We start from the raw sequence: 12,857 nt of genomic DNA, 5'->3' as shown, positions 1-12,857 counted from the left end.
AGTCGGCCTGATCGATGACGAAGCCCGCCACCGTGGGGCCGATGGCCGGCGCGAAAGCGATGACCAGGCCGAAGATGCCCATAGCTGAGCCGCGGCGGTCGACGGGAAATACCAGCATCAGCACCGTCATGGTAACGGGCATAAGGATGCCGGCGCCTGCGGCCTGCACCAAACGGCCGCCCAGCAGCAGCGGGAAGTTGTAGGCCGTGGCCGCCATCAGGGTGCCCACGGCGAAACAGCCCATAGAGAAGACGAACAGCTTACGCGTTGAGAACCGGTCCTGCAAAAACGCTGTAATAGGGATCATGATGGCGTTCACCAGCGTAAAGCCCGTGGTCAGCCACTGGGCCGTGGACTGGTCGACGGACATCTCCTCCATGATGGAGGGCAGTGCCGGCGTGACGAGCGTCTGGTTGAGCACCGTCACAAAGGCGCCCAAAACCAGGACGACCAACATCAACCACTGCTTGCGCGTAAGCTTCATATACACCTCGTTCGCTGTCCTCGGACGACCTGCGGAGCTGCGAGAACTCCCTCCCCAAGCGCCCGACACTCTCTCATTTGCTTGCATGCCTTGTTATGCTTGTCTTTCTGAAAACCTAGCAACTTTACCACTGCCCATGCCATTCCCTCGGGATACTCGGTCAAGGAGTTTCTTTCCTGTAGGAACGGCGAATCGAGAGCGAGCTTGGACCCGTCTGGCTTCGGGTGAGCGGTTTTGCCCCCTGGCGGCGCTAGACCTGCTTCCCTCTGGCTGCAAACGCACGGTTTTGGAACCGCGTCCCTCAAAACAGCCTTCTTGCTCGCTCTCTTGGCTTAGAACTGACGGTTTTGGAACACCAAAGCGCGTTTGCCGTTCCAAATACGTGTTTTTGCAGCCAAAACAGCTTACCCGCAAGGAGTTTTCGCCTCTGCACGTTCCAAAATCGCTTCTTCCAAGCCAAAAGAAGCGCGCTGGGTCATTTTTAAGGACGCGCGACTCGCCAGGGACGCGCGGATCGTTTCCGTCCGCGTAATAATGTGGTGTCAGTTTGACGGTGGCGCTGCGCGGATATGCGAAATCCCCTAGGATAAGGGTCATCGATTTCCGACAGAGAAAGCGTGCTGGGGCGAAAAGTCCAGGGTCGACGCTTTCCGCGAAAGGGTGTTTCCGGTATGTATACCGCCATATGCTTACTGCTCGTGCTGTTCTTCCTGCTTATGAACGCATTTTTCGTAGTAGCCGAGTTCGCGCTCGTCCGTGTGCGCAAAAGCCAGATCGACATGGCCGTGGCCGAGAAGCGGCGCGGCGCCGAGGCCGCCCGCGACGTGACCACCCACATCAACGCCTACCTGTCCGCCTGCCAGCTGGGCATCACCCTTGCCTCCCTGGCCATCGGCTGGCTGGGCGAACCGGCCGTTTCCGCCGTGCTGGAAGCGCCGCTGCTGGCCTGGGGCTTCCCCGAGTCGGCCGTGTACCCCATCTGTGTGGCCGTGGGCTTCTTCATCGTTACCACGCTGCATGTGGTAGTGGGCGAGCTCATCCCGAAATCCTTCGCCATCTTCTCCACCGAGAAGTACGCGCTGCACACCGCGGGTCCGCTGCGCGTGTTCTACCGCATCACCTACCCTGTCATGGTCATCTTCAACGGCATCACCAACGGCGTCATGCGCCTGTTCGGCCATGACCCGGCCGACGAGCACGAGGTGTACACCGGCGAGGAGATCAAGCTGCTCATCGACGAATCCACGGAGAACGGCCTGATTGGCGCCGAGGAAAACGAGTTCGTGGACAACATCTTCGATCTGGGCGACAAGGACGCCGAGGGCATCATGACCCCCCGCACCGATGTCATTTGCCTGAACCTGGAAGACTCGCTGGAAGAGAACCTCGAGCTGATTCGCCAGTACAAGTACTCGCGCTACCCGGTGTGCAACGGATCGAAAGACCACATGGTGGGCTTTGTGCACACGAAAGACCTGGTAGACATGCCGCTGGACACCCCCGTGGCCGATTGGAACATCCGCGAGCTTCCGCCGGTTCCCGAGGGCATTCCCATTGCCAAGCTGCTGGAAACCATGCAGGAAGGCCGCACGAAGATCTGTGTCGTGGTTGACGAGCACGGCGGCACGGCCGGCATCGTCACCATGAGCGACATCATGGAGCAGATTGTGGGCCGCATCGATGACGAGTACGTCCACGACACCGACGACGACGTGGAGCAGATGCCCGACGGCACGTACCAGATCAACGGCACTTTGGGCATTAACGAACTAGTAGAAATCCTTGGTTTCGAGCCGGAAGAGGCGGCCGACGTGGAAACGGCCGGCGGTCTGCTGCTCTCGCTGTTCGATCGCATTCCCGGTGAGGGCGATGTGTGCGTCCTGGAGGACAAGGGCACCAAGGTTACCTTCACCGTGCTGACCATGGATCGCCTGCGCATCGACCGCATCGGGATGGCTATCGAGCGCCCGGACGCAGAGTAAGGGCGCCCTGTCCGTCCGCGAGCTCTTTCCCTGAGACACGTGAAAAGGCTCCTTTTGGAGCCTTTTCTTGTTGCTGGGGGCTGCTTCCACCGGGCAGCAGAAGCCAAGGTTGGGGTCCGTGGTTCCAGAATCGGGAAAGGTTCCAGAATTAGGGGATTTGGTTCCCTCTCTTGCGTTTAAGAGGATTTATGACCTGGGGTTTTACGAAGCGGAGGGACCGAACCCCTCGTTTTTGACAGCCGGCGGGAAACCAAATTGGTCACTCTGGGAATCTGGGAGTTCAAGCTACCTGACCGCGGACGGCCCCGGCGCTCCCTGCGGGCACGCGCCGCTCCGCTGCTCGCTTCGCTCGTGCGCTGCGCTCCTTCATGCTTTTGCCTGGCGACCTTTGGTCGCCTTTCTTTTTGGTGTTCAGACGGTGCCCTCCGGGGATGCCGGGGCCGTCCGCTACTCCCCTTGGGCTTGCGGCAGAAGGTCGCTTTCTTCTACGCCGATGAAGCGTAGGGCATTTTTCCAGGTGATGGCTTCGAATTCTTCCTGGGTGAAGCCCATAGACGCCAACATGTTCAGCTCCGACACGGGGCTCCACATGGGGAAGTCGCTGCCGAACATCACGCGCTCGATGCCGTAGGCACGCGCCAGCTCCACCGTGCGACGGGGGCCAAGGAATTCCAGGGCGCTCGAGGTGTCGATGTAGCAGTTCTCATCTTCGAGGATTTCAAGGGCATAGTCGAAGATAGACCAGCCGCCGAAGTGGGCGGCATCCACTACCAGGTTGGGGAAGGTGTGCAGGATCTTCTTCAGGCGCCTTGGGTGTGAGAAGTCGTAGCGGTAGTCTCCCGTGTGGATGACGATGGGAAGGCGGCCCTCGATGCATTCGTACAGGCGCATGAGACGCGGGTCGTCCATGTTCACGCGCTGGTTGTCGGGATGAATCTTCACGCCCTTCAGGCCCAGATCAATGGCGCGATCGATTTCATCTTCTACGTTCTCGTAGTCTTGATGCATGGTGGCGAAGCCGATGAAGTTGTCATGGGCGGCGCACTGCTCGGCCACGAAGTCGTTGATGGTCTCTACTTGGGAGGGGCTGGTGGCCACCGAGTGCACCAGGTGATGGGTGATGGGCGAACCCTCACAGGTGTCGAGAAGCGCCTGGGCCGACGCGTCGGGAGCGTCCATGTGGGCCGAGTAGAACTTCCCCACCGACCCAACGGCCTTCTGAGAAATCTTCTCGGGATAGATATGGGAATGGGCATCGATGATGGGCATGGCTCTTCCTTCGTCTCGCTCTTTGGCACCATTGTACGCAGAGCGTCGAACGGGCGAAACGGTCAAATCGCCGAAAGCAGGGCTTCCCCGGCCGACTTGTGCAAATACCCTCCATCCCGCGAAAATTTTCTTGAGGTGCCGCCAAGGCTGCGCTATACTTCTAAGACGCTTCACTTCGGTGGAGCAGACGCTATGCGGAGAGATGTCCGAGCTGGCCGAAGGAGCACGATTGGAAATCGTGTATGCCCCAAAAGGGTATCTGGGGTTCGAATCCCCATCTCTCCGCCAGATTTTCCCGCGAGCCGTAAGGCTCGCTTGCATATAACGCCCCGTGTGGGCTTCACCCCAAGCGGAGGGGTGGCAGAGTGGTTGAATGCGGCGGTCTCGAAAACCGTTTCACCGGTAACCCCGGTGACGAGGGTTCGAATCCCTCCTCCTCCGCCATTTGAACTCAGCTCCCGGCAACGGGAGTTTTTTCATTTCAGGAGGTCGTGCGATTCGAACCCTGCGAAGGCAGAACAGCCCAGTGGGCTGTTCTGGGCCGAGCGAAGCGAGGTCTCGCGAATTCGCCGAAGGCGAAGGCGCGTCGAATCCCTCCTCCTCCGCCAGTTTACTTTCTACAATATAGCCCCTACCTGTAGCGGTATGTCCCAAACAAGTTGGGATTCGAACCCTGCGAAGGATCGTCCTCTTTCTGGCTAGTTTTTTGCGTTTTGTTAGCAGCGAATGGGCTTGAGTGGCAATGCCGCGGGCTTCTCGATGGAAAACCCTCTTTGTTTGGCCGTGTGTTGGCCAACAAGACGGTGTTTTCCATCGCGCCTCGTTCGAGCCGGTTAACGTATCGTAAAAAAGAGTTCTAAATCTCGCCTGGAGCTTTTGCGCGCGGTCGGCTTCCCAGCATGGCGCCTAACACGTACTTAATTAAGCCCCCACGATGCTGTACTGGCCGTGGGTTTCTACTACTTCGAGGGGGACTTCGAACAGGCTTGTCATCGCGTCGCTGGTAAGCAGCTCTTTCTTGGGGCCGTCGGCGACGAGGCGGCCTTCCTTCACCAGCAGCAGCCGCTGGATTTCCGGCACGATATCTTCGGGATAGTGCGTCACCAGCATCACGGCACGACCCTCCTGAGCCAGCTGACTCATGGTGCGCCGCACGTGATACATGCCCGCTGGATCAAGGCCCGTGCAGGGCTCGTCGAAAATGAGAACATCCGGCTCGTGCACCAGGGCGCGGGCGATGAGCACGCGGCGCGCTTGGCCTGTCGACAGGGTGAGAATGTCGCGATCGGCCAAGTCGGCGATGCCGAGAACTTCCATAGTGGCACGCGCCTGAGCACGCTGAGCCTCCGTCACTTCGCGACGCAGGGGAATGCCGAGAGACCCAAAGAGACCCCCGGCCACCACATCGGCCGCTGGCAAATGCACACGAATTTGATCCTGCATCGACGAGGACACCACTCCCATAGCCCGCTTGATGTCGGCCAAGGTGGTGCGCGCGCTTCCCCGGAACAACACGGGGGCCTCGTCGCGATGGAGGGGATGCACCTCGCGCGTAAGCAAGCCGATGAAGGTGGATTTCCCTGAGCCATTGGGGCCGAGCAGCGCCACCGACTCACCTTCGGGCAGGGAAAACTCCCCTACCGAGAGAATCGTGCGCCCCGCGCGGCGGACACAGGCATCGCGCAGGTGCACGAGAGGGGGCGAGGAAAGGCCGCCGTGCGCGACAGGGGCAGCTTCAACACGACTCATGGATCCGTCTCTCCCTTTCATGCGGAAGCGCCCGCTCAAACGAGCGGGCGCTTCCTTCTCTCTCCTCGCAAGGAAAACCCTCGCGGTGTAACCTTATTCGGCAGCGGCGTCGCCTTCACCCGAGTCGCCCTGAGCGGCTTCGTCGCCCTCGGCGGCATCGCCCTCGGCCGCCTGATCGGCAGCTTCAGCGCCCTCCGCGGAGCCTTCCTCGGAGCTCGCCACATCACCCTCGGCAGCGGCATCGCCTTCGGTGGTGCCCTCAACGGTATCCACGGTCACGGGGTTGCCGTTCTCGTCAGTACCGGTGATCAGGCCACTCGTGTCGTCTTCGCTCTTCTGGTAGTTCGCCATATCGACGTAGTAGGGAAGCCCCTCAGGCATGTCGTTCACCTGGATGTCGGCGCCTTCACGCTGCTCCTCCACCCACGCGTAGTACGCCTGAGACTCGTTGGAGGAGGTGAGCATGGCCTTCACGGCCTCCTGGAACTCCTCGGGCAGTTGATCCATGCTCGTCAGGTCTTCGGGAGCCTCAAACACGTCGGTGCACTCGATGATGTGAATGCCGTAGCTGCTGGGAACCAAGCCGCTGATCTCGCCCTTTTTCAGCTCGTTCAGGGCATCGGTGTACTCAGTAACGAAGCTGGTCAGCTTGTCCCAGCCCACATTGCCGCCGTCGGCAGCCGAAGCCGTGTCCTTGGAGTAGGACTCGGCGGCCGTGGCGAAGTCCAGCTCGCCGGCCTGCAGCTTCTCGAGCACCTCCTTGGCCAAGTCCTCATCGCTAGCGTCGAACAGAATGTGGGAGGATTTCTTCGCACCGTCGTAGCTGGGCACGTAGGTCTTCGCCGAGGTGAGCAGCTCTTCCTCGGTGGGCTCCTCGGAGCCCTCGGCCACCTTGGTGCGCAACTGCTGGGACACCAGCGAGAGCTCGATGTTCTCGCGGTACTCGTCCTCAGTCATGCCCACGGCCTCGAGCGCGGCGGCCCAGGCCTCGTCGGTGTCGTAGTTGCTGCGCATGGACTCGACGTACTGGTTGACCTCTTCCTCGTCGGCATGAATGTCCATAGACTCGCTGCCCTGCTTGATAAGCTCCTGGTCAACGTAGGAGTCGATGATCTCTTGGCGCACGCTTTCGGGGGTGTAGTCGTTCTCGGCAAGCCACTGGCCCCAAGAGTCCTCGTCGGTGGTGCCCATCTGCTCGCGGATGCCCTCGATGGCCGCCGTCACGGTATCTTCCTGAATTTCGACGCCGTTCACCGTGGCGGCAACGCCCCCCGTATAGGTCTGCTTGTTCTGTCCGTCGCCCTCGGCGCAACCCATGACGCTTACCGCGCACAGGGCGGCCAGGCTGACGGCGGCAAAAGACTTCGCAAAAAACCGTTTCTTCATAGATACCTTCCCTCATAGGCGACGGGGCTGCGTATTTCGTTTCTCAGGTGCGTTTTTGAGACAGTCCCCGATGATTTCGTCCTGCATTGTCCCACGGCTTACCGCTTGGTAACAACCGACGCACAATTTGACCACTTTTGATTCACGTATCGTCAATGACTGCAAAGAAAGAAACCCCATGTCAACTATGAGTAATTGACATGGGGTTTGATGTGAGAAGGAGACGCGTTCACAGGCGCGCCCAAGGCAGCCGGCGGGGAGCCGGCAGGCGCGAGGAACAACGCCTAGGAAAGCCGCCGCGCCGGCATCCCTGTCAAGCGCAGCAGCCGTTGCCGAAACGTGCTATTTCTTAGCGGCCTTCTTGCGGTCGGTGGCGGACAGCAGGCGCTTGCGCAGGCGGATGGATTCCGGCGTCACCTCGACCAGCTCGTCGTCTTCGATGTACTCCAAGGCCTCTTCCAGCGTGAAGGTGATGGGCGGCGTCAGCTGAATGGCCTTGTCAGCCGAGCTGGAACGCTGGTTGCCCAGGTTCTTCGTCTTCTCGACGTTCACCACCATGTCGCCTTCCTTGGCCGACTCGCCCACGATCATGCCCTCGTAGCACTCGTCGCCCGGGCTCACGAACAAGCGCCCGCGCTCCTGCAGCGTGTCGAGGGCGTAGGCCACCGCCTTGCCCGTGGACATGGCAATCATGCCACCGTTCTTGCGGCCAGCCATCTCGCCCGAGAAGGGACCGTACTCCTTGAAGTGGTGGAACAGCACCGCCTCGCCGTGGGTGGCGTTGAGAATGCGTGTCTTCAGGCCCATGGTGCCGCGGGAGGGGATGCGGAAGGTGAGGTGCGTCATGGTCTCGTCCTGGGCCATGTCCTCCATGATGCCCCCCGCGGTGCCCATGACCTCGATGGCCTTGCCGGCATACTCGTTGGGCACGTCCACCGTGGCTTCCTCGATGGGCTCCAGCTTGCTGCCGTCGGCGGCCTTCTTGTACACCACACGGGGGCGGCCCACCTGGAACTCGAAGCCCTCGCGACGCATGGTTTCCATGAGCACGGACAGGTGCAGCACGCCACGGCCGGCCACCTCGATGCCCGTCTTGTCCTCAAGCTCGTTGATGCGCATGGAGATGTTGCTCTCCTTCTCGCGCATGAGGCGCTCCTTCAGCTGGCGACCGCCCACAATGTCGCCCTCGCGACCAACCAGGGGGCTAGTGGACGCCTCGAAGACGACGGCCATGGTGGGCTCCTCTACGGCGATGGGGGCCATCTCCACAGGACTCTCGGGGTCGGTGATGATGTCGCCGATGTCAGCGTCCTCAATGCCGATGACGGCCACGATGTCGCCTGCATCGGCGGCTACCACTTCGGCCTTGCCCAAGTTCTCGAAGGTGTACACCTTGCGAATTTGGGCCTTGCGCTCGGTGCCGTCGGGCTTGACCACCAGCACCTGCTCCTTCTCGTGGAGCGTGCCGCTTACCAGGCGACCGACGCCGATGCGGCCCTCGTAGGAGCTGTGGTCCACGGTGCACACCTGCAGAGCCACGGGGCCGTCGATGTCCACGTCGGGCGCGGGAATTTCATCCAGAATGGTATCGAGCAGCGGCACCATGTCCATGTTGCCGTCATCGGGAGTCATGCGCGCGTAGCCGTTGACAGCCGATGCGTAGACCACAGGGAAGTCGAGCTGCTCATCGGTGGCGCCCAGTTCAACCATGAGGTCGAACACCTTGTCCACGGCGCCCTCGGGGTCGGCGTTGGGACGGTCAATTTTGTTGACCACCACCACGATGCGCAGACCGCGCTCCAGGGCGTGGGACAGCACGAAGCGTGTCTGGGGCTTCGGGCCCTCGTAGGCGTCGACAATGAGCAGGGCGCCGTCGGCCATGTTCAGGACGCGCTCCACCTCGCCGCCGAAGTCGGCATGGCCCGGGGTGTCGATGACGTTGATCTTCACGCCCTTGTAGGTGATGGAAATGTTCTTGGACAAAATGGTGATGCCGCGCTCGCGCTCCTGGTCGTTGGAGTCGAGGACGCGCTCTTCCACCTGCTGGTTCTCGCGGAAGACGTGGGACGACCACAGCAGACGATCGACCAGCGTGGTTTTGCCGTGATCGACGTGGGCGATGATGGCGACGTTGCGAATGTTCTCTTGCTTCATGAATCTTCTTTCGTATCGTTTCGTCTCGGGGCGCTTCGCAGAAAACAGCTTGGATGCTCACCTTGAGCGAGCTGCAAGCTGAAGCGACCTGGGTCACACCGTGCGCCGGTGCGCTGGTGCGCCGCGGACAGCTCTTTTGCTCCTGCGGAGGAACCCCCGAGTATGGGGCCTGGAAATTATAAGCCTACTCTTCCAGCAACGCTTCGTATTCTTTGCGTTCCTCGGTGAGTTTGGCCAAGTGATCGTTTAAAGTGTTGAGATTTCTTTGCGCGCCGATCACCTGGATGATACCCCACACCGTTGCCGTGCCTGCAACGGCAGCAATCATGCCGAGGATGCCGAAAGGACGACGGATGGTGAAAAGCGTGGCGACGGCGCCAACTCCGGCCATAATGAGACCGTTGCGGCGCTCGTCGGTGACCAGGTCGCGCTGGGACACCAGCTGCGCGCGGGCTGCGGCAATGCCGGCAAGGCGCGCTTTGATTTCGGCCACGGTCAGATACTCAACCTCAACATCGCCTTCCGTTTCCGTCCACGAGCGCGCAGCACCCGAAGCGGCGGAGGTGCCACCTGAAGCGCGGGACGAAGCAGAGGAACCGGTGCCCCCGGCAGTACGGCCGCGACTCGTCCGGCCCGCTGAAGAGCACAGCAAGTCATAGGCTTCCTGGAGGCGCTTGAACTGCTCGGTAGCGCGGTTCTGCAATTTCTCATTACCCGCGAATTTGTCGGGATGAAGAATCTGCACCGTCTCGCGATAGGCGATTTTGATGTCGTCGGCTGAAGCATCGTCTTCAAGGCCGAGAATATGCAAGGCTTCTGTTCTGTTCATGCGGGCATCCTAGCACGAACCGCCCGATCGACGGTCCCGCAACCCCCTCCTGCACGAAAACCGCAGCGCTTCCAAAATCCTTCCCGGCGACATCCCCTTGTTGCGCTGTGGTTATATTAAAAATACCCATTTATACTAAATTGATAAGACCACAGCACCATCACCCCTTCCCAGCAGCCTCTTTAGACGCACGAAAAAGCTGCCGGCATTGCGTCAACAATCAGCCTTTAGCGCAAGGGCGAGAAGAAACGCCGTAAGGGCCAGAGTGGCCATGTCGCCCACGGAGCCGGTGAGATAGGAATCGGGGAGCGAAAGCCCCGCGCAAAGGGGAATTCCCAAGTAAAGCATATCGAAGGCGAAGTGGATGACGAGAGGGACGAGCAGGCTTCTCGCGCGCTGCCATCCTGCTTCCTGAAACCACGGGCTTCGCACCACGAACCGCGCCATGATCACGCCAAACAAAGTGGCCTGAACCACTTTCAGCACCGCTTGACCAGCCAAGATAAGCCACGGGGCGCCCGTTGCCTCAGCCGCCGCCCAGGCGCTCTCGGAAACCAGCGGACCGTCAGGGGCAAGATGGAGCACCCCGAACAGCACTGCCGAGGCGATCACCGCATGCTTCGTCGCCGCTTGTTTCGTCGCCGCTTGTTTCGTCGCCGCTTGTTTCGTGCACCCGCGGCCCCACCACGCAATGAGGCCCCACAGCACCACGCCACGGAAGAGCACCTCCTCGACAACGCTGGTCTCCACCGCCACCGCCATCGCATTGCCAACACCTTCTAGCGATGCGCTCCACAACACGCCGGCCGAAACCATCGTGCCCACACCGCCGACGAGGCCCGCAAGCAGCACCAGTACCACCGGCACGGCGGCGATGCGGTTGCAATGTGGCGCTGCGGTCAAAGGACTCCCCTTCCTTGTTTTCGTTTACTATATCAGCATGAACAGACCAGCCATTACAAGTTTCACCTTGAAGGTCGTGGCCATCGTGGGCATGACCTGCAATCATGTAGCCAACATTTTCGCGCTGCAGATGCCTGGATGGATAACGGTATCGCTGTGCAGCATGGGAGGACTCACGTTCCCCATCATGGCTTTTCTGCTGTGCGAGGGGTATCGGCACACGAGCGATATCCGGCGCTACGCGAGGCGGCTGGCACTTTTTGCCTTAGTGGCGCAGGTGCCTTACTCGCTGCTTTGGGGCGCCACCGCCAACGTGCTGGTTACGCTGCTTATGGGGCTGGGGATTCTCTGGGCCGACGAACATCTGCGCAACCGTCTTGCTTTCGGCGCGCTATTCGTGGGTGTGCTGGCGGCCAGCCTATGGTGCGACTGGGGCGTGATCGGGCCGTTGATGATCTACCTGTTCCATCGCCTGCACGACGACGGTGCGCGAAAGGCAGTGGGGCTAACTATGTTGACGGCTACATTGGCGCTGGCCCTTCCCGCAGTCTCGGACATAGCAGCGGCCCTAGAGGCCAACAGTGGCGCAGTGCCGTCGCGCGCATCGCTCACGAATCAAGCAGCGAAAGGCGCCGAAGTCGCTGAGCCAGACGAGGCGCTTCTGCAAACGGAATCGCCCTGGGTTATCCTCCTCGAAGCCCCCTCAGGGGCCGTACCATCTCCCGTGATGCCCTCCTACACCGTGGAGGACGCAGGCGGATTCGTGGGAGGGCTGGGAGCGCTCGGCTACGCCACGCTCGGCTTCGGTGTGGCTATCTTGTTGCTGATAAGCTACAACGGCCAGCGAGGCCGGCCGTTGAAATGGTTCTTCTATATCTACTACCCCGCCCACCTGACAATACTGTGGGCCCTGGCTCAAATTTGGTAACTGGGCTTCGCGCCCCTTATCCGCGGCGCGCCTTTTACTCTTTCGACCCCAGCTCCTTAGCCCGCTTTCGAAGTTCTTCGGCAAGAAGGGCGAGCTCTGCTTTCTCCTTATCAATCCTTATCCGCGCTGCCTCAGCCGCGGCCTCCCTTTCGGCAAGATCCCCCTCTCTGTCGAGCAGGCTCCCTTCCCTAGCCTCAAGACCCTCTTCTCTTGCAGCCAGGTTCTCTTCCTTTGTAACCAGATTCACCTCCTTTGCGGTTAAGCCCTCTTCCTTTGCGGCAAGATTTTCTTCCCTTGCGGTTAGGCCCTCTTCCTTTTCGGCAACGCTCGATTCTCTTTCGGCAAGGTCCTCCGCGCGCTCAGCAAGACTTTCCTCTTTTGCGCCCAGGCGTTCCTCTTGTGCGCCGAGGCTTTCCTCTTTCGACTCGAGTTTCTTCGACTTTCTCTCGAGATACCCCGCCTTAGCAGCTATATCCTCTTCCCAGGTATAGACGTCCATCTTTTCCCTCCGCCACTTTTCGTCAGTATTCGCTGCTTCAACGGCCCTGTTGATGTCCGCTGTTAAACCCCGCGAGCGGCTGACTTTGCCTTCTGCCACGTATTCTAACAGGTCGTGTAGAGGCCCGCTTTCCAGTCTGGCGAAGGCGGTGGCGTTGAGAACAATCCAGGAAAACCCATGGCCGATTCTTATGTCAGGATGATCGAGGCATTCCATATTGAGCTTATAGACTGGTGCGTTTTGAAGATACGGATCGTAGTCGCAGATGAAGATTATGATGCTCTGCGGTAATTCGTCGTAAGCCTGCCCCTTCTTCAGCGTACCAACATCCATGGCCCCCTGGTAGTAGCGAAGCCTCTTGCCCATGGCGAAACCGCCTGATGTCTGCATTTCGATATCGTATACCGCCTCATCGGTTTTCACGTAAACGTCGGCCCGTATGCCACGGGCGCTCAACCCTGGCTCAATTGAGTGCTCGATATGGGAATAAACTATGCGTTCGATCTCTATGCCAAGAATAGCCTCAAGCACTCGACGACAAATACTTTCGTTGGACATGACGCGGCTGAACATAGGCCCGTCAGTGAATTCAAACTTACCATCACGCATGGCTCCTCCTTTTCTCAGAAATTGAGCCGGCCATGATACTTGCGTCGGATCGCAAGTTGTTCGCT

General features: G+C 60.0%; 10 protein-coding genes and 2 tRNA genes. 4 read left to right on the top strand and 8 right to left on the bottom strand.

Going from position 1 to position 12,857, the window contains the following annotated elements; translation table 11 throughout:
- Positions 1-484, bottom strand: a 484-nt coding sequence (locus QZ307_RS05575; protein ID WP_295997013.1) for an MFS transporter, incomplete at its 3' end; no start/stop codon positions are given.
- A gap of 671 nt (positions 485-1,155) precedes the next feature.
- Between QZ307_RS05575 and QZ307_RS05570 the strand changes: the two genes are divergently transcribed.
- Positions 1,156-2,466, top strand: a complete 1,311-nt coding sequence (locus QZ307_RS05570) for a hemolysin family protein (RefSeq protein ID WP_295997011.1) — start codon at positions 1,156-1,158, stop codon at positions 2,464-2,466.
- A 447-nt stretch (positions 2,467-2,913) separates the two neighbouring features.
- Here the strand turns inward: QZ307_RS05570 and QZ307_RS05565 are convergent, their stop codons facing one another.
- Entirely contained in the window at positions 2,914-3,735 is an 822-nt protein-coding gene (locus QZ307_RS05565; RefSeq protein ID WP_295997008.1) for an amidohydrolase family protein, read from the bottom strand.
- Between the two features lie 196 nt (positions 3,736-3,931).
- Here QZ307_RS05565 and QZ307_RS05560 point away from each other — a divergent pair.
- Positions 3,932-4,023, top strand: a tRNA-Ser gene (locus tag QZ307_RS05560).
- Positions 4,024-4,086: 63 nt separating this feature from the next.
- Positions 4,087-4,179 (top strand) — tRNA-Ser (locus QZ307_RS05555).
- Positions 4,180-4,656: 477 nt separating this feature from the next.
- Here the strand turns inward: QZ307_RS05555 and QZ307_RS05550 are convergent.
- The 5 genes from QZ307_RS05550 to QZ307_RS05530 all read right to left on the bottom strand — a co-directional run bounded on the left by QZ307_RS05550 (position 4,657) and on the right by QZ307_RS05530 (position 10,756).
- Positions 4,657-5,484 (bottom strand): ATP-binding cassette domain-containing protein, encoded by an 828-nt coding sequence (locus QZ307_RS05550; protein WP_295997005.1) that lies wholly within the window; start codon positions 5,482-5,484, stop codon positions 4,657-4,659.
- Positions 5,485-5,577: 93 nt separating this feature from the next.
- Positions 5,578-6,870 (bottom strand): peptidylprolyl isomerase, encoded by a 1,293-nt coding sequence (locus tag QZ307_RS05545; RefSeq protein WP_295997000.1) that lies wholly within the window; start codon positions 6,868-6,870, stop codon positions 5,578-5,580.
- Positions 6,871-7,212: 342 nt separating this feature from the next.
- Entirely contained in the window at positions 7,213-9,024 is a 1,812-nt protein-coding gene (gene typA / locus QZ307_RS05540; protein WP_295996997.1) for a translational GTPase TypA, read from the bottom strand.
- A gap of 184 nt (positions 9,025-9,208) precedes the next feature.
- Positions 9,209-9,853, bottom strand: a complete 645-nt coding sequence (locus QZ307_RS05535; protein ID WP_295996991.1) for a J domain-containing protein — start codon at positions 9,851-9,853, stop codon at positions 9,209-9,211.
- 213 nt (positions 9,854-10,066) lie between these two features.
- Positions 10,067-10,756, bottom strand: a complete 690-nt coding sequence (locus QZ307_RS05530; protein WP_295996988.1) for a CPBP family glutamic-type intramembrane protease — start codon at positions 10,754-10,756, stop codon at positions 10,067-10,069.
- A gap of 76 nt (positions 10,757-10,832) precedes the next feature.
- Between QZ307_RS05530 and QZ307_RS05525 the strand changes: the two genes are divergently transcribed.
- Positions 10,833-11,684, top strand: coding sequence for a TraX family protein (locus tag QZ307_RS05525; RefSeq protein WP_295996985.1), 852 nt, complete (start codon positions 10,833-10,835; stop codon positions 11,682-11,684).
- Positions 11,685-11,718: 34 nt separating this feature from the next.
- On the opposite strand, the gene QZ307_RS05520 is transcribed toward QZ307_RS05525, so the two are convergent.
- A complete protein-coding gene (locus tag QZ307_RS05520; RefSeq protein WP_295996983.1) occupies positions 11,719-12,792 on the bottom strand; it encodes an Rpn family recombination-promoting nuclease/putative transposase in 1,074 nt (357 codons plus the stop codon).
- Positions 12,793-12,857 lie beyond the last annotated feature (65 nt).

This window comes from uncultured Adlercreutzia sp. (assembly GCA_910585575.1).
Lineage (GTDB): Bacteria > Actinomycetota > Coriobacteriia > Coriobacteriales > Eggerthellaceae > Adlercreutzia.
The sequence above is the reverse complement of the archived record's forward strand: the minus strand, read 5'-3'. Positions and strand labels throughout refer to the sequence as shown.

Excerpts from the sequence above, each read along its gene's own strand:
- QZ307_RS05570 (WP_295997011.1), top strand. The coding sequence starts at position 1,156 with ATGTATACCGCCATATGCTTACTGCTCGTGCTGTTCTTCCTGCTTATG.
- QZ307_RS05565 (WP_295997008.1), bottom strand. The coding sequence starts at position 3,735 with ATGCCCATCATCGATGCCCATTCCCATATCTATCCCGAGAAGATTTCT.
- QZ307_RS05550 (WP_295997005.1), bottom strand. The coding sequence starts at position 5,484 with ATGAGTCGTGTTGAAGCTGCCCCTGTCGCGCACGGCGGCCTTTCCTCG.
- QZ307_RS05545 (WP_295997000.1), bottom strand. The coding sequence starts at position 6,870 with ATGAAGAAACGGTTTTTTGCGAAGTCTTTTGCCGCCGTCAGCCTGGCC.
- typA (WP_295996997.1), bottom strand. The coding sequence starts at position 9,024 with ATGAAGCAAGAGAACATTCGCAACGTCGCCATCATCGCCCACGTCGAT.
- QZ307_RS05535 (WP_295996991.1), bottom strand. The coding sequence starts at position 9,853 with ATGAACAGAACAGAAGCCTTGCATATTCTCGGCCTTGAAGACGATGCT.
- QZ307_RS05520 (WP_295996983.1), bottom strand. The coding sequence starts at position 12,792 with ATGCGTGATGGTAAGTTTGAATTCACTGACGGGCCTATGTTCAGCCGC.